Origin of the sequence: Arenibacter echinorum, assembly GCF_003259375.1 — a bacterium.
Taxonomy (GTDB): Bacteria; Bacteroidota; Bacteroidia; order Flavobacteriales; family Flavobacteriaceae; genus Arenibacter; species Arenibacter echinorum.
The window spans coordinates 282,368-306,115 of sequence record NZ_QLLN01000003.1 but is presented as its reverse complement, the minus strand read 5'-3'; the positions used below and the strand labels follow the sequence as shown (position 1 = coordinate 306,115).

Annotated in this window: 19 protein-coding genes; 9 read left to right on the top strand and 10 right to left on the bottom strand. The window is 39.0% G+C overall.

The features are described 5' to 3' along the window. Window positions 1-32 precede the first annotated feature (32 nt). Window positions 33-1,883, top strand: a complete 1,851-nt coding sequence (locus tag LV92_RS08505) for a Xaa-Pro dipeptidyl-peptidase (protein WP_111623224.1) — start codon at window positions 33-35, stop codon at window positions 1,881-1,883. A 196-nt stretch (window positions 1,884-2,079) separates the two neighbouring features. Here LV92_RS08505 and carB read toward each other — a convergent pair whose 3' ends face one another. Together carB and rpmH are read right to left on the bottom strand one after the other, a co-directional pair. Beyond that, window positions 2,080-4,932 carry a carbamoyl-phosphate synthase large subunit gene (gene carB, locus LV92_RS08500; RefSeq protein ID WP_111623223.1) on the bottom strand — a complete coding sequence of 951 codons (2,853 nt, stop codon included), beginning with the start codon at window positions 4,930-4,932 and terminating at the stop codon, window positions 2,080-2,082. A 102-nt stretch (window positions 4,933-5,034) separates the two neighbouring features. Further along, window positions 5,035-5,196, bottom strand: coding sequence for a 50S ribosomal protein L34 (rpmH, locus tag LV92_RS08495; protein ID WP_026809253.1), 162 nt, complete (start codon window positions 5,194-5,196; stop codon window positions 5,035-5,037). Window positions 5,197-5,402: 206 nt separating this feature from the next. Here rpmH and LV92_RS08490 point away from each other — a divergent pair, with 206 nt between their 5' ends. Both LV92_RS08490 and LV92_RS08485 read left to right on the top strand, forming a co-directional pair. Further along, complete coding sequence (locus LV92_RS08490; RefSeq protein WP_111623222.1) at window positions 5,403-6,287, top strand: DUF6263 family protein; 885 nt, start codon at window positions 5,403-5,405, stop codon at window positions 6,285-6,287. Between the two features lies 1 nt (window position 6,288). Continuing rightward, the gene (locus LV92_RS08485; RefSeq protein ID WP_111623221.1) at window positions 6,289-6,804 is read left to right on the top strand and encodes a DUF2892 domain-containing protein; all 516 of its coding nucleotides are present in this window, start codon (window positions 6,289-6,291) and stop codon (window positions 6,802-6,804) included. 48 nt (window positions 6,805-6,852) lie between these two features. On the opposite strand, the gene cls is transcribed toward LV92_RS08485, so the two are convergent. From cls to LV92_RS08470, 3 genes are all read right to left on the bottom strand, one after another. Beyond that, window positions 6,853-8,316 (bottom strand): cardiolipin synthase, encoded by a 1,464-nt coding sequence (gene cls, locus LV92_RS08480; RefSeq protein ID WP_111623220.1) that lies wholly within the window; start codon window positions 8,314-8,316, stop codon window positions 6,853-6,855. Continuing rightward, window positions 8,316-9,272 (bottom strand): lytic transglycosylase domain-containing protein, encoded by a 957-nt coding sequence (locus LV92_RS08475; protein WP_111623219.1) that lies wholly within the window; start codon window positions 9,270-9,272, stop codon window positions 8,316-8,318. The genes cls and LV92_RS08475 overlap by 1 nt, the downstream gene beginning before the upstream one ends. A 124-nt stretch (window positions 9,273-9,396) precedes the next feature. After that, window positions 9,397-10,074, bottom strand: a complete 678-nt coding sequence (locus LV92_RS08470) for an alpha/beta fold hydrolase (RefSeq protein WP_111623218.1) — start codon at window positions 10,072-10,074, stop codon at window positions 9,397-9,399. A 156-nt stretch (window positions 10,075-10,230) separates the two neighbouring features. On the opposite strand from LV92_RS08470, the gene LV92_RS08465 reads away from it, so the two are divergent. Next, window positions 10,231-10,524 carry a GNAT family N-acetyltransferase gene (locus LV92_RS08465; protein ID WP_072861005.1) on the top strand — a complete coding sequence of 98 codons (294 nt, stop codon included), beginning with the start codon at window positions 10,231-10,233 and terminating at the stop codon, window positions 10,522-10,524. A 100-nt stretch (window positions 10,525-10,624) separates the two neighbouring features. Here the strand turns inward: LV92_RS08465 and mtaB are convergent, their stop codons facing one another. The 3 genes from mtaB to LV92_RS08450 form a co-directional block, all read right to left on the bottom strand. Continuing rightward, complete coding sequence (mtaB, locus tag LV92_RS08460) at window positions 10,625-11,965, bottom strand: tRNA (N(6)-L-threonylcarbamoyladenosine(37)-C(2))-methylthiotransferase MtaB (RefSeq protein ID WP_111623217.1); 1,341 nt, start codon at window positions 11,963-11,965, stop codon at window positions 10,625-10,627. Window positions 11,966-12,091: 126 nt separating this feature from the next. Then, on the bottom strand, window positions 12,092-13,267 hold the full coding sequence (locus tag LV92_RS08455) for a GlmU family protein (RefSeq protein ID WP_111623216.1): 1,176 nt from the start codon (window positions 13,265-13,267) through the stop codon (window positions 12,092-12,094). Window positions 13,268-13,334: 67 nt separating this feature from the next. Continuing rightward, window positions 13,335-13,586 carry a type B 50S ribosomal protein L31 gene (locus LV92_RS08450; protein WP_111623215.1) on the bottom strand — a complete coding sequence of 84 codons (252 nt, stop codon included), beginning with the start codon at window positions 13,584-13,586 and terminating at the stop codon, window positions 13,335-13,337. 167 nt (window positions 13,587-13,753) lie between these two features. On the opposite strand from LV92_RS08450, the gene LV92_RS08445 reads away from it, so the two are divergent. From LV92_RS08445 to LV92_RS08430, 4 genes are read left to right on the top strand one after another with little or no spacing between them, the layout of a single operon-like run. Further along, a complete protein-coding gene (locus LV92_RS08445; protein WP_111623214.1) occupies window positions 13,754-14,278 on the top strand; it encodes a DUF4199 domain-containing protein in 525 nt (174 codons plus the stop codon). A 35-nt stretch (window positions 14,279-14,313) separates the two neighbouring features. Next, window positions 14,314-15,270, top strand: a complete 957-nt coding sequence (locus tag LV92_RS08440) for a glycosyltransferase family 2 protein (protein ID WP_111623213.1) — start codon at window positions 14,314-14,316, stop codon at window positions 15,268-15,270. 45 nt (window positions 15,271-15,315) lie between these two features. Continuing rightward, on the top strand, window positions 15,316-17,025 hold the full coding sequence (locus LV92_RS08435) for a phospho-sugar mutase (RefSeq protein WP_111623602.1): 1,710 nt from the start codon (window positions 15,316-15,318) through the stop codon (window positions 17,023-17,025). Further along, window positions 17,025-18,845 (top strand): ABC transporter ATP-binding protein, encoded by a 1,821-nt coding sequence (locus LV92_RS08430; protein WP_111623212.1) that lies wholly within the window; start codon window positions 17,025-17,027, stop codon window positions 18,843-18,845. Before LV92_RS08435 ends, LV92_RS08430 begins: the two co-directional genes overlap by 1 nt. 73 nt (window positions 18,846-18,918) lie before the next feature. Here the strand turns inward: LV92_RS08430 and LV92_RS08425 are convergent, their stop codons facing one another. Together LV92_RS08425 and LV92_RS08420 are read right to left on the bottom strand one after the other, a co-directional pair. After that, a complete protein-coding gene (locus LV92_RS08425; protein ID WP_146613525.1) occupies window positions 18,919-19,968 on the bottom strand; it encodes a DUF6340 family protein in 1,050 nt (349 codons plus the stop codon). Between the two features lie 308 nt (window positions 19,969-20,276). After that, window positions 20,277-21,326 (bottom strand): DUF6340 family protein, encoded by a 1,050-nt coding sequence (locus tag LV92_RS08420; protein ID WP_111623210.1) that lies wholly within the window; start codon window positions 21,324-21,326, stop codon window positions 20,277-20,279. A gap of 242 nt (window positions 21,327-21,568) precedes the next feature. Between LV92_RS08420 and LV92_RS08415 the strand changes: the two genes are divergently transcribed. Beyond that, entirely contained in the window at window positions 21,569-23,740 is a 2,172-nt protein-coding gene (locus tag LV92_RS08415) for an endonuclease MutS2 (RefSeq protein ID WP_111623209.1), read from the top strand. Window positions 23,741-23,748: the final 8 nt, after the last annotated feature.

The following is a 23,748-nucleotide window of genomic DNA, read 5'->3' as shown; positions in this document are numbered from 1 at the left end:
CCTAAATTTTAAATATTAATTTAAAGTCGATTATGATAAAAAACAAAATAGCATTTCTATGCACATTTTTATTTGGAGTACTAACCATTGTTAGCGCCCAGAAAAGTGAAGTTTTATTAGAAAATAAATCTGCTCCAATTTTTGAGAACGGTGAAGCACAGGTTGTTCCCGGTTTTAGTGACGAATCTGCATGGATAACACATGACCTCTGGGTAGAAACAGAGTTTGATACTGACGGGGATGGTAAGAAAGATAGAATGCATGTCTCGGTCACTAGGCCTGGCCAAACTGAAACGGAGGGACTTAAATTACCCGTTATTTACATCAGTAGTCCTTATTTTGCCGGTGTGGCTTCCAATTTGAATGAGATTTTTTGGGATGTACGGCATGAATTAGGGGAAAGTCCCAAAGAGCGTTTGCACCCAGAGGTGGTCAGGACTGGGGAAAGACCATATATTTCTAAGTCACATATACAGACCTGGGTTCCCCGTGGTTATATTGTGGTACACTCCTCCTCCCCTGGCACAGGCTTATCCCAAGGTTCCCCTACCGTAGGTGGGGACAATGAGTCCTTGGCCCCAAAAGCGGTCATAGATTGGTTATGTGGTAGGGCTAAAGGCTACACGGAGCCGTATGGCAAAGAAAAGGTAAAGGCCTATTGGTCTACGGGAAAAGTAGGTATGACCGGGACATCTTATAATGGTACCATACCACTGGCGGCAGCTACCACAGGAGTTAAGGGGTTGGAGGCTATTATCCCGATTGCTCCCAATACTTCCTATTATCACTACTATAGGTCCAATGGCCTTGTACGTTCTCCAGGGGGGTACTTAGGTGAAGATATTGATGTGCTTTACGACTTTATACACAGCGGGGACGAGTCCAAACGAGCCCATAACAATAAGGTGGTTAGGGATACCGAAATGAAAAACGGTATGGATAGGATCACTGGTGATTATAACGATTTTTGGGCCGGGCGTGACTATTTAAATGATATGGAGCCTATGAAGGCCGCTTTATTGATGGCACATGGATTTAACGATTGGAACGTAATGCCGGAACATAGCTATAGAATTTATAAGGCAGTCAAGGATAAAGGCTTGCCTGCCCAAATTTATTATCACCAGAACGGGCATGGAGGGGAGCCTCCTCTAGCAATGATGAACAAGTGGTTCACCCGTTATCTACATGGAGTTGAAAATGGTGTGGAAGAAGATGCCAAGGCCTGGATCGTTCGCGAGAATGACGACAAGCAAAGTCCTACACCCTATAAAGATTATCCCAATCCTCAAGCAGCAGATGTAACTTTATATCTTGGGGGAGGTGCACCTGAGAAAGGTGGTCTAAGTACTGAAAAGAAGCCTAATCAAGGGGTGGAAACTTTGGTGGATAATTTCTCCTTTTCTGGAGAAACATTGGCCAAGGCAGAGAATACAAATCATCGACTGCTTTATATTACGCCAACCCTTACCAAGGATATCCACCTCTCTGGAACCCCTAAAATCAGTATTTCTGTGGCGAGCAACAAAGCTGCTGCCAATTTATCGGTTTGGTTGGTTTCCATGCCTTGGAATGATGGTAAGAATGTAAAAATAACGGAAAACATCATAACCCGTGGTTGGGCAGACCCACAAAACCATAGCTCCATTACAGAAGGGGAACCTTTGGTGCCAGGACAGTTCTACAATGTAACTTTTAATTTGATGCCGGACGACCAGGTTATACCCAAAGGCCAACAAATAGCACTCATGATTTTCTCAAGTGACAGGGAATTTACGCTTCTGCCCCATCCTGGAACAGAATTATCGGTTGACTTGGATGTTACAACATTAACAATTCCTGTTGTTGGGGGCGTAGAAGCCTTTAAAAGTGCTACTGAATAATTTAATCCTTAGCAAGATTAATTAGGCTAGTTTGGTCTTCGTAGATCGGTTATTATGTGGTCAACTTCAGATGTTTTATACTGACTCTCACTTGTCAACAATAAAAAAAAGAAAACTCCTTTTTCTAACTTAATAGAAAAAGGAGTTTTTTATTTCCTTGGAAGTGAATTTCTTGCAATATTCATAATCCTAGGGATTATTTGCTCAAGTACATCTTACGCCTGGAATACAGGTTGTAGAATTCGTCGTCCTTGAGACTGTCTATAAACAAAATGCTCTCCCCAGTACTCTTCATTTCAGGGCCTAAGTTCTTATTTACGTTAGGGAATTTATTAAAGGAGAATACCGGTTGCTTTATGGCATATCCCTCTAATTGTGGGTTAAAATTAAAGTCCTTTACCTTTTTTTCTCCCAACATCACCTTGGTTGCATAATTTACGTATGGCTCCTTGTAGGCCTTGGCAATAAATGGTACCGTTCTGGACGCCCTAGGGTTGGCCTCTATTATGTATACAATATCATCCTTTATGGCGAATTGAATATTGATCAATCCTACAGTATTAAGGGCCAAGGCAATTTTCTTGGTGTGGTCCTTTATTTGTTGCATGACAAATTCGCCCAAATTAAAGGGAGGTAAGGTGGCGTTGGAATCCCCGGAGTGAATTCCACACGGCTCTATATGCTCCATAATTCCGATGATGTAAACATCTTCCCCATCGCAAATTGCATCGGCCTCTGCCTCAATGGCGCCATCCAAATAATGGTCCAACAACAATTTGTTATTAGGTATTTTTCTCAGAAGGTCTACCACATGCTCTTCCAATTCTTCTTTGTTGATTACAATCTTCATTCCCTGTCCACCCAAAACATATGACGGTCTAACTAAGAGTGGAAAGTCCAACTCGTCTGAAAGGGCCAAGGCTTCATCGGCCGTTTCGGCAACACCAAACTGGGGGAAAGGAATATTGTTCTCGGCCAATAAATTAGAAAAACTTCCTCTGTCCTCCGCCAAATCCAATGCTTTGAAACTGGTGCCTATTATTTTGATACCGTATTTATCAAGCTTTTCTGCCAACTTAAGGGCTGTTTGGCCTCCAAGTTGAACAATAACGCCTTCTGGTTTTTCATGTCTAATAATATCATAAATGTGTTCCCAAAATACCGGCTCAAAATAAAGCTTGTCCGAGATATCGAAATCCGTGGAAACCGTTTCGGGATTACAGTTGATCATGATGGTCTCATAGCCACATTCCGAAGCGGCCAATACCCCATGTACACAGCAGTAGTCAAATTCGATACCCTGTCCAATTCGGTTAGGCCCTGAGCCCAAGACCACAATTTTTTTCTTGTCGCTTACAATACTGTCGTTCTCTACATATCTCTTACCGTCAGGAGTTTCTATTTCCGCCTCAAAAGTAGAATAATAGTAAGGGGTCATGGCCTTGAACTCGGCAGCACAGGTATCGACCAGTTTATAAATCCTGTTAATATTCAGGGCAACACGTTTATTATACACTTCACTCTCATAACAATCCAGCATATGGGCAATCTGTCTGTCGGCGAACCCTTTTTGCTTGGCTTCCAAAAGCAGGTCCTTGGAAAGTGTTTCTATGCTGAAGTTGGAAATTTCCTTTTCCAGTTGATATAGCTCCTCGTATTGCTTTAAGAACCACATGTCAATTTTAGTGATTTCATGGATCCTGCTCAATGGAATCCCTAATTGTATGGCATCATAAATTACAAAGACACGGTCCCAACTTGGGATGGTGAGTTTGCTTATAATCTCATCATAATTGGTATATCCTTTACCATCAGCTCCAAGTCCGTTCCTCTTAATTTCCAAGGACTGTGTGGCTTTGTGCAAGGCTTCCTGAAAGGATCGGCCAATGCCCATTACCTCTCCTACAGATTTCATCTGAAGTCCCAAAGTTCTATCCGAGCCCTCAAATTTATCAAAATTCCATCGTGGTATTTTTACGATTACATAATCTAGGGTAGGTTCAAATAAGGCGGAGGTAGATTTTGTAATCTGATTGCTCAGCTCATTTAAATTATACCCTATGGCTAGTTTTGCGGCTATCTTGGCAATAGGATAACCAGTAGCTTTTGACGCTAATGCTGAGGATCGGGAAACCCTGGGATTAATCTCAATAGCGATAATGTCTTCTTTTTCATCAGGGCTAACAGCGAACTGAACGTTACATCCACCCGCAAAATCCCCGATACTGCGCATCATATGAATTGCCATATCGCGCATTCTCTGGAAGGTAGTGTCAGATAGGGTCATAGCCGGGGCTACCGTAATGGAATCTCCGGTATGGATTCCCATGGGGTCCATATTTTCAATGGTACAAATAATAACTACGTTATCATTTTTATCCCTTAGCAATTCCAGTTCATATTCTTTCCACCCCATTAAGGCTTTGTCTATCATGACCTCGTGAATTGGGGAAACTTCCAATCCAAGACTAAGAAGTTCGTCGAAATCCTCCGCTTTGTACACTATAGAAGCTCCGGCACCACCAAGGGTATAGGAGGCCCTGATAACCAATGGAAATCCAAATTCTTGGGCAATTTCCTTTCCTTTTAGAAAGGATGTAGCAGTTGCCTGAGGCGCCATGCCAATGCCAATTTTAAGCATAAGCTCACGGAATTTCTCTCTGTCTTCGGTAATATTGATGGCGTCAATATCTACACCTATGATCTTTACACCGTAATCTTCCCAAATTCCTTTAGTATCCGCTTCTATACAAAGATTTAAAGCTGTTTGACCACCCATTGTAGGTAAGACTGCATCTATATTGGGATGTTTTTCCAAAATCTCCCTAATGGATTTTGTAGTCAGTGGTTTTAAGTATACATGATCGGCCATGGTTGGGTCCGTCATGATCGTTGCTGGGTTACTGTTGATGAGGATTGTTTCTATGCCATCTTCTCTTAAAGATCTCAATGCCTGTGTACCTGAATAATCAAATTCACACGCTTGACCAATAACGATGGGTCCGGAACCAATAATTAAAATAGAATTTAAATCTTTTCTTTTGGGCATTTTACTAGTTATTTATATATATGAAAAAAGGGAATTGGACAAAAAAAAGGTGCTACTTCGGAAAAAGTAACACCTTGTTATTTTAAAAAAACAATTCTATCATTATTTTTTGTGCTTCAGCTCCGAGGATACAGATAATTTCTTTCTTCCTTTAGCTCTTCTTCTAGCAAGAACTTTTCTACCATTGGCAGTAGCCATACGTTCCCTAAAACCATGTTTGTTTTTTCTCTTTCTTTTTGATGGTTGAAATGTTCTTTTGCTCATCGTAGCGTATTTTTTATAGTATGCTTAAATTTCTTTTTGACAATCTTAAATTTTGCTTCATCGACAGCAAAATCCGGCTGCAAATATACAAAGAGTTTTTTCATTGGCAAATCTAATTAAAAAAATATTTTTTTTAGTATTGCCCACTATAAGGCCCACAGGATTTTACTACTTTTGCAACGGCTTAACCAGTATGACAATTTAACATGAAGCGCTTTATTTTTTTAATGGTTTGCATCCTATGCAATATGGGTGTTTATGCACAAACCACATTGCAATATCACTTAAAAAAGGGAGATGTTTTTAAGGTAAAGCAGGATGCCGAGCAGATTATAACCCAGGAATTGGACGGTGCAACCCATGAAATAACGAACCACATTAATGGAATATTGGAATTTAAAGTGCTGGGGGAGCTGAATAATGGCTATGAGGTTGCATTGACATTCAAGGATTTAAACCTAAAAATGACTTCTAGTATCCAAGGGGAATTAATGAATGTCAAGGCCAAAGAGGTTATTGATGCGGATATGCAATCCAAAGTATTCAATACCATATTGAACAATCCGGTTAAAATGGTTTTGGCAAAGACAGGAGATATTTTAAAGGTTCAAGGTGGAGATAGTCTGGTTTCCAAAATGGCAAGGGCTTCTGGTCTAGAAGATGAATTCTCGATCAATATGATGAAGAAATCCTTGGAAAATGAATTTGGTTCTGAGGCTTTGTCCAATAGTTATAAGCAAATGACCTTCATTTATCCTGATAAGAAAGTTAATGTTAACGATATATGGGAGAATGTCTATAATGGAAAATTAAAGACAACCAATGTGTGGACCCTTAAGAGTATTGAAGACAATAAGGCCAAGATTAGTGGTAAAGCTGCGGTGTTGATGGATGTTACGGATGCCAATACCGTAATGAAACTTAGCGGTACACAAACCACAACCTTGACTGCGGATACCAATACTGGTTTCATAATACATATGCTTGTAGAGGGAATTTCTACGGGGATATCCACAATGACACAAATGGGCGGACAAGAAATTCCGACCACTATCAAATCTAAAATAACGTACCAATTAATCAATAAGTAATATGTTCAATAAAAATTTAAAACTAGTTATAGCCGCATTAATAATAGCTTATGCGGTATATCAATTTGTAGAAGGTAATATTGGTAATGGGATTTCCTTGATTCTCCTTTCCTCTATTTTTGTATTTCTATATTTTAGGAATGAAATTATTTTATTGGCTTTTCTAAGAATGAGGAAGCAAGATTTGGCCGGAACAAAAAAATGGCTCGATAAAATTAAAAATCCGGAGGCTGCCCTAACCAAAAAGCAAAATGGCTACTACAATTACCTGAATGGTATCATTTTCTCACAGACCAACCTTACCCAGGCCGAAAAATACTTTAAAAAAGCATTGAAATTTGGTCTAAATATGGATTATGATGTGGCAATGGCCAAATTGAGCCTTGCCGGTATAGCCATGCAAAAACGTAGAAAAAGGGAAGCTACCACCCTATTAAATGAAGCGAAAAAGCTGGACAAACAAAATATGCTTGCAGAACAGATCAAGATGATGCAACAGCAATTGAAAAAAATCTAGCTTAAGTCGCGTTTACCAATTTTGGTATCCTATTCTAAACAGGAAGATCTAAAGCAAGGGAGCAAAAAGTCGGCTAAATGACTCTTTTAGCCTTCTGCCTATATTTCTGTTTTCCCAACGGTCCAAGGTAACTTCCTCACAGTCCTGAAGGTCCAAATGGAATTGCTTCCGCATTTGTTGGTTAACCTCCTTATTATATAACAAGGCGTTTATTTCAAAATTCATGGAGAAACTCCGGTAATCCATATTGGCTGTTCCAATACTGGAAAACATGTCGTCTATTACTAAGGTCTTGGCATGTATAAACCCTTTTTTATAGCGATTTATGGAGATGCCGGAATGTAGACATTCATCAATATAGGAATCGGTAGCATACTGCGCCACCAGTGAATCCGATTCGTAGGGTACCATAATTTTCACCTCCACCCCACTCCTCGCTGCTGTGGTCAATGCCGTTAGAATTGCCGAATTGGGCATAAAATAAGGCGTTGTGATCAATATACTTTCATGTGCAGAATTGATGGCGCAAAACATGGCTTCCATTATATTGGCCCAATCACTGTCTGGACCACTTGCCGCAATTTGTACTGCTACAGGCTTTTGGGGAGCGGACTTTTGTTCAGGAAGTAGAATTTTCTCGATTTCCATCGTATCCTTGGCAGCAAAATTCCAACTTAAAACAAAAGAGGATTGAAGAGCACCTACAGCTCCTCCCCTAATACGTAAATGAGTATCTCTCCAGTATCTATCATTATCAAATGTGTTATCGTATTTCTGATCTAAATTAATACCCCCAACATATCCAATATTACCATCTATTACCACTATTTTCCTATGGTCCCTGTAATTAAGCTTGCTGGTAGAATTGGAGAACAGAACAGGCATGAATGGAAAATGCTTCACGCCACTATCTGTAAGCTTCTTTTTGTAGGCATTGGATATATTGCTTCCTACGTCGTCATAAATAAGTCTTACACTTATTCCCTCGCTAGCCTTTTTGCATAGAATTTCTATAATTTCACTTCCTAGACCCTTATCGAACAACACAAAATACTCCAGATGGATGTGGTGTTTGGCCTTTTCCAGGTCTTCTCTTAGATATTTAAACTTTTTTTCCCCATTTATCAGTATATCCACCTCGTTATCAAAGGTGAGTACGGCCCTTTCGTTATTCCGCATTAACCGGTATATCTTAAAAATACCTTCTCCCAAAAACTCCTTTAAATCCTCCCTTTCCGAACGGTCGAGACTGAAGCTATTGCGCCATTTTTTTAAACGGTCATTATCCTGGACATATTTTTTTTCGAAAATCTTGTCCTTTCTGTAATCCTGTCCAAAAAAATAATAGACCAGTAGTCCAATAAATGGCAATGTTGCCAAAACAAATATATAAGATAAGGTCTTAACCGGATTCCTGTTTTTAAGAACGATTAAGACCGAAAATATAATAACCAACAAATAATTAATTCCTAAAAGTACTGACCAAATATTATCTTTTAGGAAAGAAACCATTATTTGGAAATCTTGTAGTATCCTTTATTTGGGATTTCTACCGTATAAGTCTTTTTGGAAGAATTATTTAAATGTGGCTCCCTCAACCATGGGTTGTGTCTCTTTAAAATTTTGTAGTTGATCTCATACTGGTTCGCAAAATCGGCAAAATTGCTCACTGGTTCATTAATTTCAACATTAAAAGTTGGAACCGCGGTATACATATCCTCTTTTTCAAGATGAAATCCGTATTTCTCAGGATTGGAAAGAATTTCCTTAATGGCCAATATTCGAAATACATAGCGACCTGTTTCTTCGCCTAAGAGAAGATCATAGTAGCCATCTGCCTTCTGTATTCCCATGTACTTTTGGATTCCCCCTGCCCCCGCGTTGTATGCAGCTGCGGCCAAGGTCCAACTACCAAATTTCTCTTTAGACTTTTTTAGGTATCTACAGGCAACTTCGGTCGATTTTTCAACGTGGTACCTTTCATCTACATTGCCGTTGATTTCCAGGCCGTATTCTTTTCCTGTGGCACTCATTATCTGCCAAAAACCTGTGGCCCCTGCAGGAGAAACCACGTTTTGAAGCCCACTTTCTGCCAAGGCCAAGTATTTAAAGTCGTCGGGAATTCCGTTTTTCGCCAAGATAGGCTCTATAATGGGGAAAAATTTATTGGCTCTTTTCATAAGCAAAAGGGCGTTGGACTGCCAGTACGTATTCACCAAAAACTCACGGTCTACGCGCTCCATTATTTCTGGATCGTCAAAAGGAACCGGTTCCCCGGAGAAGTTTAAATCTTCGGGTATCTCGATTGCCGTTATACGATAGCCCGTTTCCTCTCCATCATTTGTTTTGGGCTGCGACTCCTCGACCAGCATAGCAGTTTCATTGTACTGATTTTGCACAGCAAAAATTAAGGTGCTTCCTACGAAAAAAACTCCCAAAATCATTAAAATATTCTTTATAACCTTCATCTGTTCAATTTTTTAAATTTGTAAATCTTCTTAGTGTCTTACTACATTAAATTGGCAGTTCAACTACCTGGGTAGTATATGCTAAATACCTATTTCTATCTCAAAGATATTAAATAGAACTGCCTTATTGCAAAATAATTGTAGGTAAGTGTTCATTAAACCATTTTGACCGGTGAATAATCATAGTATGGGTCCCATTTTTAACCGTAATGCAATTTTTTATATGACCTATGGGAAAGACAGGGTCTTTTTCACCATGAATATGAATTATATTTTCCGTGCATTGGGTTTGTTTCCAATTTACTATAGCATCTATGGACCAATCCAGGTAATATTTATCTCGGAAGGACAAATACTGTTCATAAAGTGCCAGACGTTTGGGGACAGTTTCGCCAAAGGCATATTTTGCCAATAACTCCATGTTGTTTACCAGACCAGTGGGCAATAGCTTGTGGGCTTTTGTATACTTGGCAAAAATCATTCTTTTAGGCAGTTCGGAATTGCTTTTGACACTCGAAATAATAATGACCTTAGCTACTTTAATGTGCTTTGCCATCTCCTGGACCAGAATACCACCGAAGGAAACCCCGATCAGGATTGCATCCTCATGTTTAATGAGACTGGACATTTTTAAGGCATAGTCCTCCAGGCTAATATTCTTTTCAGGAACTGACCAATCCAGGAAATGTTTTTCGAAAGTTTCCGCTGGCAAGTTTATGTTGTCAAAAATGGAGGGGTTGGCTGCCATGCCGGGCATGAAATAAACATGTTTTTTATTTTGGACCGTTTGGTTTTCTAGCATACTATTTTAATAGGATAATAACTATTTTTTCACTAACTTTGTTTTCTTGGCTTTTTCGTCCCTGCTTATGTGTTTATTTAGTTTATGAGCCTAGATTGTAATTTGAGAACGTTATGATCATAATTCAAAATTAGTCATTATTTAAAATCAAACTATATGAATGAAGTAGAAATTAAGGACAATGGTTTCTTGAGACAATTTGAAGCCAGGGTTGACGGCCACTTGGCTAAAATTGAGTATTCTTCCCAAGAGCGCAAAGTTTTTTTAACAAAACTTGTAATTCCTGAGGAAATAACAAAGGAAGGTTTTAAAGAAGAGTTCATTAAAAGTGTCTTGAGCCATATCCAAGAACAAAATTTAAGAGTGGTGCCTACTAGCCCTCAAATTGCAGGTTTCTTGAGAAAGAATCGACAATACAAAGAAATGCTTCCCGTAGGAATTAGAATATAACGATAAAAAAACCTCTCATAATCGAGAGGTTTTTTTTGTTTTTTGTTTGTTTTAGTGTTTGATTCCTACTGAAAATAGTTGATCATATCAATGGAGGTGCTTAATTGTAGGACTGGGCAGATACCATGCTGCCAACTTCTACACCTCTTACCATACCATCATCATCAATTTCCGTAAGTTTTATTTCGTGCAAGGTATTCACCAAGCTTGGATTCCATGGTGTTTTTATTTTTACGTAATTTTCCGTAAATCCGTGGATATAGCCCTCCTTGTTTTCGGCTTCGTATAATACCGTTCTTGTAGAGCCCAACTGTCCTTCATAAAATGCCCTTCTTTTTTTAACAGAGAGCCCCCTCAGCATTTTACTTCTCTTATTCCTTACTTTTTTGGGAACTACTCCGGTTAATTCCGTTGCCTTGGTGTTATCCCTTTCAGAATAAGTAAATACATGCAGATAGGAAATATCCAGTTCATTAAGGAAATTATAGGTTTCCAAAAAATGTTCTTCGGTTTCCCCGGGAAATCCTACTATGACATCGACTCCAATACAGGCGTCTGGCATAACTTCCCTTATTTTTTTAACCCGATCCACATACAAATTGGTGAGGTATCTTCTGCTCATCAATTTTAAAATGGCATCACTACCGCTCTGAAGTGGAATATGGAAATGGGGAACAAAGGAATTGCTTTGCGCCACAAAATCTATAGTTTCATTTTTTAATAAATTTGGTTCAATGGAGGAAATTCGTAAGCGGTGTATGCCTTCTACCCTATCCAGTGCTTTTACCAGATCCAAAAAAGTATGCTCATGTTTTTTATTCCCAAATTCTCCCTTTCCATAATCGCCGATATTAACCCCGGTAAGTACAATTTCCTTAATGCCCTTTGATGAGATTTCGGCGGCATTGTTTAATACATTCTGAAGGGTATCACTTCTTGAAATCCCCCTGGCCAAAGGAATGGTGCAATAGGTGCATTTATAATCACAGCCATCCTGTACTTTTAAAAATGCCCTAGTGCGATCGCCAATGGCATAACTGCCCACATAAAAGTCGGCCTCTTCTATTTCACAGGAATGTACCTCACCAAAATCGTTTTTGGAGAGATCATTGACATAATCCGCAATCTTGAATTTTTCCGTAGCTCCCAAAACAAGATCAACACCGTCTACCGCCGCCAATTCTTGTGGTTTAAGCTGTGCATAGCAACCTATGGCAGCAACAAAAGCATTTGGATTGCTTTTTTGAGCTTGTTTGACGATCGATTTAAATCGCTTATCGGCATTTTCCGTTACGGAACAGGTATTGATAATATACATATCCGCATTTTCAGAAAAATCCACACGCTCAAAGCCTTCCTCTACCAAATCCCTAGCTATGGTTGAAGTTTCTGAAAAATTGAGCTTGCAGCCCAAGGTATAGAAAGCGACCTTTTTCTTCATCATTGTTCTTCTTGTACCGAATATAATCCGGTTTCTTATACATTAATCCAAAACGTTTGCAAATATACCAATAATTGGGAACCCATGGGGTATAGCCATGGGAATGGTTAATTTATTAAGTAGAAGTTACTCTTTACGCCACCGTTTGGTTTCCTCAAAAACGTGGTTTAATATCTTGGCATCCATTTCATTGAATTCCACACCCCTGCGTGCCATCATAACCTTTGCGGCTTCAAAAGCTTTTTGGGGTTGGTATGTAGTGAACCCGGAGGCACCTCCCCAACTAAAACTGGGAACAAAATTCCTAGGAAACCCAGGCACATAAATATTGCAGTTTACCCCTATTACGGTTCCGGTATTGAACATGGTATTTATAGCCGTTTTACTATGGTCGCCCATCATTAATCCACAGAATTGCAGTCCGGTCTGTTCAAATTTCTCAGTATCATAATTCCATAGGCGCACCTTTGCGTAATTGTTCTTTAAATTGGAATTATTGGAATCGGCACCTATGTTACACCATTCCCCTAGTACCGAATTACCGAGATAGCCTTCATGGCCCTTACTGGAATATCCTATGAGTACAGAATTGGAAATTTCGCCACATACTTTACTGTAAGGGCCAACGGTAGTGGGGCCGTAGATTCTAGCACCCATTTTTACCACTGCCTTTTCGCAGAGGGCGAAACCACCTCTAATAAGGTTGCCTTCCCAAACTTCGGAATTTTTGCCAAGGTAAATGGGTCCTTCGGAAGCATTTAATATACTGTATTCAACGCTGGCACCTTCCTCCAAAAATATATTTTCCGGGTTTACCAAACTATTGGTCTTGGAAATAGGAGCACTTTTTCTGCCCTTGGTCAACAGGTCAAAATCTGCCTGCATAGCCTCTCCATTTTTTGAAAAGATATCCCAGGTATTTTCAATTCGTAGTACGGGACCTTCATATTCAATTTGCTTGTAGGTTGAAAAATCGACATCATCCTGAGTCTCCTTAGTATAAAAGGCTATAACCTCCTCCCCGTAAAATACAGCTTCTTTTTCATTTAAGTTGACTACTAGGTCCACTAATTCTGCATTGGGACAAAAGGAAGCGTTTATAAGCACGTTCGCGTCCATTTCCACCATAGGAAATCTTTCCGAAAGATAATCCTCGGTTATAGTTGTAATGGTGTTTCCTAGGTAATTTTCCCACTTTTCCCTTATGGTGAGAATTCCGATCCTAATATCTGCAACTGGTCTTGTAAAGGTAAACGGCAACAAGGCCCTCCTTACCGTACCGTCAAAAAGAATATAGTTCATACAACTAAATTATAACAAAAAAAGTCACGCAACTGCGTGACTTAATAACTCTTTTGTAAAGAAAATATTATTTTTTGAACTTGTCGTATTTGCTCTTAAATTTATCGATACGTCCTGCAGTATCCAAAAATTTGGCCTTACCAGTATAGAATGGATGTGAAGTTCTAGAAATTTCCAATTTAACCAATGGATATTCAACTCCTTCAACATCTAAAGTTTCTTTGGTATCGGCTGTGGATTTAGTAATAAAAACCTCTTCATTGGACATGTCCTTAAAGGCTACCAATCTATAATTCCCTGGATGTATATCTTTTTTCATTGTAAAAACGTTTGTTCCTGCTTAATTTCGAGGTGCAAATTTAAATATTTTTCTGAAAAGAACAACTTAAAACCTCAAAAAAGAAAAATAAAAATTAGTTATCTTTAAATGTAACAAATTTAACCCTGCTGACACTAACTGTAAAAACTATTAAATATATAATCAACATGGAAGAAACCAAACCAAAAACAGGAAAGTATGCGTTAACCTATGGCCTTATCCTAGGCGCCATAAGTGTAGCGTTTTTATTGATGTTATATTCGTTGGATATGCATTATCAGGGCGGCCCTATGGTTATGGGTGTTAGCCTTCTTATAACCATTGCGGTAATCGTTATTGGCATGTTGCAATTTAAAAAGGACAATGGAGGTTTTATGTCCTTTGGGGAAGGTTTAAAAATTGGTGTTGGTATTGGCCTCATAGCAGGTATTATTGGGATTATTTTTAATCAGATCCTCGCAGGGGTGATTGATCCTGAAATGATGAACAAGGCCATGGAATACCAACGGGGCTTGCTCATGGAAACTACTAAAATGACTCCGGAACAAATTGATGCCCAAATGGAAGGTGCCAAAAAATTTACTACACCATCAATGCAAATCGTTTTTGGATTGGTTTATAGTGTCGTAGCAAGCTTTTTATTATCACTTATTCCTGCTTTAATTTTAAAAAAGAAAGAAACTATTCAGTAATTTGTACTTTTGAAAAGATTTTCCATTAGTACCGAATGAATATATCTATTATAATTCCCTTACTTAACGAAGAAGAATCGTTGACAGAACTGCATGATTGGATTGTACGTGTAATGCAATCCAATCATTTTTTATATGAAATACTTTTTATAGATGATGGAAGTACCGATGGTTCTTGGAACATTATCACCAAATTGGGCAAGTCCAACCCCAATGTGAAAGGTATACGATTCTTAAAGAATTTTGGAAAATCGCAGGCTCTTCATGCCGGATTTAAAGCAGCGCAAGGCGATGTGGTCATTACTATGGACGCGGACCTACAGGACAATCCCGAGGAAATTCCGGAATTATACCAAATGATCAAACAAGAGGGTTTTGATCTAATTTCAGGATGGAAGAAGAAAAGATATGATTCCATACTCAGTAAAAACCTTCCCTCCAAGTTATTTAATTGGGCTGCCCGAAAAACCTCTGGGGTTAGGTTGCACGATTTTAATTGTGGGCTAAAGGCATATAAAAAAGAGGTCGTAAAAACAATTGAAGTCTCCGGAGAAATGCACCGTTATATTCCCGTTTTGGCCAAAAGTGCGGGATTTCACAAAATAGATGAAAAAGTAGTACAGCACCAGGCCAGGAAATATGGGAAGACCAAATTTGGTATGGATCGCTTTATTAATGGCTTTTTGGATCTGATTACCATCTGGTTCGTTTCCAAGTTTGGAAAACGGCCTATGCACCTTTTCGGTGCTTTGGGAGTCTTGATGTTTACAATTGGTTTTGGATTTGCTCTTTATTTAGGTATCGATAAAGTATTTATAAATCCTTTTGGGCGACTCATCACGGAGCGACCACAATTCTATATTGCACTGATAGCCATGGTTATAGGTACACAACTTTTCCTTGCAGGCTTTTTAGGGGAAATAATGGTAAGATCCCGCAAGAACGAAACCCGTTACAATATCACTGAGGAAATAAATCTCTCCGAAAAATAAACGAATATTCTTTGTATTTTTAAGAACATATAACACCAAATGACTATGGAAGCCATACTGAAAAATGCCAAAAATTGGTTGACCGATTTTTTCGACGACAAGACCAAGAACGAGATTCAAAAGTTGATAGATAGTAATACTGAAGAACTAAAGGACCGCTTTTACAAAAACCTTGAATTTGGGACTGGAGGGATGCGAGGAATTATGGGCGCCGGTACCAATAGAATAAATAAATATACTTTGGGGAAAAGTACCCAAGGTCTTAGTAACTACTTAAAACAGGTATATAATAAGGAACAGGTCAAGGTAGTTATTGCTTACGACTGTAGACATAATAGTGATACCTTGGCCAGGACCGTTGCCGAAGTTTTTGCTGCCAATGGTATTAAAGTCTTCCTTTTTTCGGAACTACGCACTACTCCTGAACTATCTTTTGCCGTAAAATACCTGAACTGCCACGCCGGTATAGTTTTAACGGCTTCGCATAACCCACCGGAATACAATGGCTACAAAGTATATTGGACCGATGGAGGACAAATAGTGCCACCTCAGGACGGTGCCATAGTTAGCGAAATAAATAGCCTTGCCTTTGAAGATATAAAATTCAATGCCGATGAAAGTTTAATAGAATTAATAGATAAAAAGGTAGATGAAGCCTTTATTGAAGCATCCGTTAAAAATGGAAACTTCAATGCCAAGGGCAAGGACGATTTTAAAATTGTATTTACCTCTCTTCATGGAACTTCTATTACAGCAATCCCTGAGGTACTCAAAAAGGCCGGGTATAAAAATGTGACCATTATTGAGGAACAGGCCAAACCGGATGGCAATTTCCCAACGGTAGTATCGCCAAATCCTGAAGAGCCAGAAGCCCTATCCATGGCCATTAAAAAGGCAGAGGAAATTGACGCTGATATGGTAATTGGGACGGATCCGGACAGCGACCGTCTAGGAGTAGCGGTACGGAATCTTGAGGGAGAAATGGAAATCTTGAACGGTAACCAGACCATGATCATGATGACCAAGTTTTTGTTGGACCAAAGGAAGAAAAAAGGAATTACAGGAAAAGAATTTATAGCTTCCACCATTGTTTCTACACCAATGATGGACTCTTTGGCCAAAGGCTATGGAGTGGAATGCAAAACAGCCCTAACAGGTTTTAAATGGATTGCCAAAATGATCAAAGATTTTCCGGACCAGCCTTTTATTGGCGGTGGCGAGGAGAGTTTTGGATTTATGGTCGGCGATTTTGTGCGCGATAAGGATGCGGTAACCTCTACCCTATTGGCCTGTGAAATCGGCGCCAACGCCAAAGCGAATGGCAGTTCGTTCTACAAGGATCTGATAGATTGTTATGTGGACTATGGGTTCTTTAAGGAAAAATTAATTTCCTTGACCAAGAAAGGAATGTCGGGAGCGGAAGAAATTAAACAGATGATGATCGATTTTAAGGATAATCCCGTTGAAACTATCGACGGTTCCAAAGTTGTTATTGTAGAGGATTACAATACGGCGACTTCTAAAAATGTAATGACAGGCAAAGTAACCCCAATTGATATTCCAAAATCAAACGTATTGATATACATTACCGAAGATGGCACCAAAATGGCGGCTAGACCCAGCGGTACGGAGCCTAAGATCAAATTTTATTTTAGTATCAACACCAAATTGAAGAACGCGGCCGATTACAAAAAAGTAGACGCTGAGTTGGATGCTAAAATTGAAAGAATCCTTAAAGAACTGAATATAGGTTAATGGAGTATTTTAAAAAAATTCTTCGCTTTGCGAATCCCTACCGTAAATACGGTTTTTTAAACATTTTTTTTAATATTCTATATGCCCTTTTCAGTGCGCTTTCATTTGCTGCTTTAATTCCAATGTTGGATGTGCTATTCACACCGGAAAAAAAGGTTTTGGTAGAACCGATTTATGAAGGTATGGGCCAATTAAAGGATTATTTGCAGGATTACATCAATTTTAGGGTCAATGCTTATTCGGGTGATGATGAAATGAAAGGATTGGTCCTAGTTATTGGATTGGTATTGATTCTTTTTCTTTTAAAGAATTTCTTTAATTACCTGGCCATGTATTTTATTACTTTTTTACGAAATGGGGTATTAAAGGACATTAGAAACAAGATGTACGCCAAAATAGTGGATTTGCCTATCTCCTATTATTCGGAGAAGCGCAAAGGAGATGTTATCGCCCGTATTACGTCCGACGTTTTGGAAATTCAACATTCCTTCCTATCCATTTTGGAACTCATTGTTAGAGAGCCATTAACAATATTGTTTACCATATTGATAATGTTCGGGATAAGTACAAAGCTTACCCTGTTTGTATTTATTTTTATCCCAATTGCGGGTATGATCATTTCGAGAATAGGAAAATCCCTGAAAAAGAAATCGGATCGGGTACAAAAGGAACAAGGGGAGTTTTTATCAATAGTAGAAGAAACCTTGGGAGGCCTAAGGGTAATAAAAGCATTTAATTCGGAATCTAGATTCTATAAAACATTTACTACTTCCACCACCAGGTTTTTTCATTTTTCCAACAAGTTGCTGAACAGACAAAATCTAGCCTCCCCAGCTGGAGAATTTTTAGGCATATTGGTCATTGGGGTTCTGCTCTGGTTTGGAGGAAAAATGGTCTTGGTAGATAAGACTTTGGATGCAGCCTCCTTTATTGCCTATATGGGACTTGCATACAACATTCTCACCCCGGCCAAAGCAATAAGTAAGGCTTCATTTGGCGTGAAAAAAGGTAATTCCGCAGCGGAAAGAGTATTGGAAATTTTAGAAACCGAAAATCCAATTGTTGAAAAGAAGGAAGCTGTTGTAAAACCCACATTTGATAAGGGAATTGAGATTAATAATGTTTCCTTTAAATATGAGGACGAGTATGTGTTGAAAAAATTTAATCTAAAGGTGCCAAAAGGTAAAACTGTAGCACTTGTAGGTCAATCGGGAAGCGGTAAAAGTACTATAGCCAATTTAATGACCAGGTTTTACGATGTAAATGAAGGTGAAATAAAAATAGATGGCCTTGATATTCGCGATTTTACCAAAAAATCACTTCGTAATTTAATGGGACTTGTTACCCAAGATTCCATTTTGTTCAACGATACCGTTAAAAATAATATTGGACTCGGTAAAGCAGATGCCACGGAGGATGAAATAATAGAAGCCGCAAAAATAGCCAATGCCCACGATTTTATTAGTGAGCTGCCCTTGGGATATAATACCAATATAGGGGATAGTGGAAATAAATTAAGCGGAGGACAAAAACAAAGGCTGTCCATTGCCAGGGCTGTTCTTAAAAATCCACCGATTATGATTCTGGATGAAGCTACCTCTGCCTTGGACACCGAAAGCGAAAGATTGGTACAGGATGCCTTGGAAAAAATGATGCAGAATAGAACCTCAATTGTAATTGCGCACAGGCTTTCCACCATACAAAATGCCGATACTATTGTGGTATTGCAAAAGGGTGAGATTGTGGAACAAGGTTCCCATACACAACTAATGGAAAAAGATGGGGTTTACAAAAAGTTGGTTACCATGCAGTCTTTTTAAGGCTTGTACAAGCCTTAAAACATTGTGGTGGTCCACTTGATAATTGTACTTTGGATCTATTTGATTGGTACACTTATCTAGAAACCTGTTGTTCCAAAATTTGATTTTGGAATGATCTATATTTAAGTATATCCAAATATTCCAGGGCATCCTTGTTCTCATGCTCCTTATAAGATTTTGTTGCCCAATTTATGGCGGATGTCAAGTCGCCATTTATTTCGTGCATAACTGCCATATTGTAGCAGGCGCGGCCTGCAATTTTGGAATTGGAATTATCCAATTCCCTTTCCCAAAGTTGTGATGCTCCCGGCCAGTCACCATTTTCCACTAATACACAGGCCTGTTCAAAATTTGCTGTACCACGGGCAAAATATGATCTCTCAACACTGTTTTCGAACGGTAATAGTCGCTGTCCATAATTGCTACCTGTGGCCTTGCTTTGTTCCACAAGGGTTTCCTTTCTTCCCTCTATGGCCTTATAGGCCTCTATAGGATTGGTACCTTTGCCCCTGGATATGACTTGATCGTTAAAAACTATCTCATCAATTATTTCCTTGGATTTTGGATAGTATATTTTCCAACCATTTTCAATAAGGGTTTCCAGGGTAAGCTCTTGGGCAGGTACTTTTACTTTCACCCTCATGAGGTTTGGCTGCATCATAGATGTTTTCTTTATGGATACTTTGGTTTCCGTATCAAAAAAGGCCATTGAAAAAATGGCATCCACATCGTAAGTATTACAAATATTTTCAACAGAGGTCCATGAAATAGAATCGTTGCCCATCTCAAAATGTAAAATTTCGTGGGGTACCGAATCCAGGATTTTAATAGTCTCAAAACGGTTGTCTTTTAATAACTCGTTGAACAATCCCGTAAGGGCTGCATTCCTGCCCTGCTCCGAAAGCCATTGTTCCTCTGCTGCCACCATTCCGTTAAGGCCTGTTTCGTCCTCCTCTAACTCAGGCAGTATACTTCTATTAACTATGCCTATCCTTTTAATTTTTTGGGAAATATGTACAGGTGAAGGTTCAATAGTTTGAAGGATAATTTCTTTAGTGGAACTGCAACCTGCAGTTATAACTATAAGGCATAACATTAAAAACCGGATACAAAACTTTCTCATGCTTTGTAAATTAAATTCAAGCTTAAAAAAAATTAGACGTAATATCATAACCTTTGTAAAACTCATTTTATAGGGGAAATATTGTCCTTTTGCCTCTAAAACATTGAATTTTAGGGCTAATGGGTCTTTTTTTTAATACAAATGTGATTTTAAGAGTGTTTTTTGAACAGTTTTAGAAAGGCAGGAGAAACTGTTGTATACTAGAAAGAATATACATTAAACCAAAAAAGTCCGGTTCCAATTTTATGGACAACGGACTTATTGTTGTTATATTCCCATGAAATGTGCCTTATAAAAGGCTGATATTTTTATCGGGATGCTTGTTGCTCCAAGACTTCATTTTGCGATAGTCGATATTTAAGAATATTCAAATATCTAAGAGCATCCTTATTATCGTAATCCGTATATGACTTTGAAGCCCAATCCATGGCGGCATTCAAATCTCCGTTGATTTCATTTATTATCGCCATATTGTAACAGGCCCTTCCCGCGATTTTCGACTTTGAATTGTCCAGTTCTTTTTCCCAAAGTTGTGCAGCACCTTGCCAATCCCCGGTTTGAGCGCGTCTTTTGGCCACTACAAAATTGTCGGTTCCGCGAACAAAGTAATCCCTACTGATCCTATGTTTATATGGGGAAAGTCTAGATCCATAGGCATATCCAATATTTCTACTCAATTCCTCAACAGCCTCGTTTCTACGGGCTACGGCTTCGATTGCCTTTACAGGGTTAATACCTCTCCCTGAGGATACCAAATGGTCGGTGTACATAAACTCGTCCACAATTTGCCTGGTACTGGGGTTATAGATTCGCCATCCATTTTTTATAAGAGTGTTCAGAGTGACTTCATGAGCCGGTACCGAAACTTTAACTCCCAAACTGTTGGGAAGTTGCATTAAGGATGGTTTATAGGAAACCTGAGTGTCCGTATCGTAGAAAGCCAAGGAAAAAATAGCATCAACCCCATTGGCTGTACAAATCTCTTCGATAACCTCCCAAGATAAGCTGGCTGGAAAGACATCCAGTCCTTTTCTTATTTCCGTTTCGTTATCCAAAATAAGTATTTCTTCAAACCTTCCAGTGCCGGCCAATTCATCCGATAGGGCATTTATGGCAACTTCAGCACCTTTTTTATCAAGATTAAGTCCTTCTGCGGATAATATTTGATCGACCTTGTCAATTTGCTTATTTCCTTCGGAAGGCAAACTTCTATTGATAATACCTATTCTCTGTATTTCTTTGGGAAGATGTACTATGGCCGGTTCTGTGGCACCCATCGTTAAATTATTGGTGGCACTGCAGGACATTAATAAAATGCCGATTCCAATATATCCAAGTATTAATTTATGGTTTTTCATCTGGTTGTTTTAAATGGTTATTAAATAAAACTAAAGTAATAGCCTAGCTATAAAACATATACTGTGCCAAAAATATTGTTCCAAGAACCAATTTTCCTCTTCTTTTCATGACCTAGGGCAGGTCCTTGAGCTAAAATAAGGTGTACCAGGGCAACAAATACATGTATTTACAGTCTTCCAATATTGCACCTATTCCTTACCTTTGAAGGTTATAAAACCTTATGGCAAGGAAAATTGAATAAATGAATAAAATAAGTTCAAAAACGCTTCAAGATCTCGAGTTTAATACTGTCCTACTCCAATTGGCTGCACGATGCACTACAGAGCTCGGAAAGGAACAGGTTGTTAATATGGAACCAATATCTATCAAATCCGAATTATTGGACGTTTTGGGACAAACTTCGGAGTATTTGGCCTCCTACTCTAACGACAATAGAATTCCCACTCATAACTTTGACACCATTAATCCAGAGTTGAAACTCCTTAAAATTGAGAATACCACTTTGGAAGTAGGCGGGTTCAAGAAAATAGGTTCCATTTGTACAACAGTAGCCACCCATATTAAGTTCTTTATAAAATTTAAGGAGTACTATCCCCTATTATTTGCAGTTTCTGATGGTGTTACCCTTAACACTGAAATTCCTCGAAATATAGAGGCTGTCATTGATAAATTTGGAGAAATAAAGGATAATGCCTCCAACAACCTTCAAAATATCCGTACCAAAATGGTTGTGGTAAAGGGTAAAATAAATCAAAGTTTTGCTACGGCGCTGAATACCTATCACGCTTCGGAAATTTTGGACGAAATCAGGGAATCCGTTGTAGATAATAGACGTGTACTTGCCGTAAAGAGCATGTATCGAAAAAAAGTAAAGGGAGCTGTAATGGGAACCTCCAAAACAGGAAGTATTGTGTACATTGAACCGGAGGCTACCCTTAGGTACAGTAGGGAACTCGGTAACTTGGAATTCGAGGAACGGGAAGAGATACAAAAAATATTGAACGATCTCACCAACCGTATACGACCCTTTGCACCTGAATTGTATGCTTACCAAGATTTTCTGGTTCATATGGACATTACGGCGTCCAAGGCAAAATATGCTCTGGAAATGGATGCCCTGCTGCCGGAAATTAGTGACAATAGAGAGCTTTATTTAAGGGATGCCTACCACCCGTTGTTATTTTTGAGCAATAAGTACAAAAAAGAAAAAACATATCCACAAACCATTGCCCTGCATCCCGAGAACAGAATTATCGTTATATCGGGACCTAATGCCGGGGGAAAAAGTATTACCCTGAAAACCATTGGTCTTTTACAGGTAATGCTGCAGAGCGGTTTATTGATTCCGGTTCATGAGCGGTCCAAAGTATGTTTGTTCGACAATGTTCTAACGGATATTGGAGACAATCAATCCATTGAAAACCATCTCAGCACCTATAGCTATCGCTTGAAGAACATGAATTACTTCTTGCGCAAATGCAACGATAAGACCTTGTTTCTGATCGATGAATTTGGAACTGGAAGTGATCCGGAACTGGGCGGTGCCCTTGCCGAGACCTTCTTGGAAGTTTTCTATGAAAGGGGTGCCTACGGTGTTATTACCACCCATTATGCCAATCTTAAACTGTTGGCCAATGAATTGCCGCATGTTACGAATGCCAATATGCTCTTTGATGGAAAATCCTTGGAACCAACCTATCAATTGGTATTGGGACAGGCCGGTAGTTCCTTTACTTTTGAAGTGGCTCAAAAGAATGGTATTCCCTATAGCCTTATCAACAAGGCCAAAAAGAAAATAGAGCATGGCAAGGTACGTTTTGATGCCACCATTGCCAAGCTACAAAAGGAGCGGAGTAAAATGGAGAAAACTGGTTCCAGGCTTCAGGAAGAGGAATCCAAGGCCAGGACGGAAGCCCAAAAATTGGAGGACCTTAATTCCAAGATCAAATCCAAATTGGAAAACTATCAGGAGTTGTACGACCATAACCAACGGATGATCTATTTAGGAAATAAGGTAAATACTGCTGCGGAAAAATATTTTCAGGATAAAAAGAAGCGTAATTTGGTTTCCGAATTAATACGTATTGTGGAAACGGAGAACAGTAAGCGCAAAAAACAATCGACCAAAGAAGTAAAAGAACAAAAAGAAAAGAAGGCCAAAGTAGAACAAGAGGTTATAAAAAAGGTGGAAGTAATCCGCGAAAAGAAAAAAGTTGAGAAAAAGAAGGCCGAAGTAAAGGAGAAAAACAAGCCACGTCCGGTATTTAAAGTGGGCGACCGTGTACGACTAATGGATGGTAAGGCTGTGGGCAGTATAGATAGTTTGGAAAAGAACAAGGCTATTGTCAACTATGGTATTTTCACTACCAATGTTGCGGTAGACCAACTAGAATTGGTTGAAAGAAAAATGTAAAAAGTGGT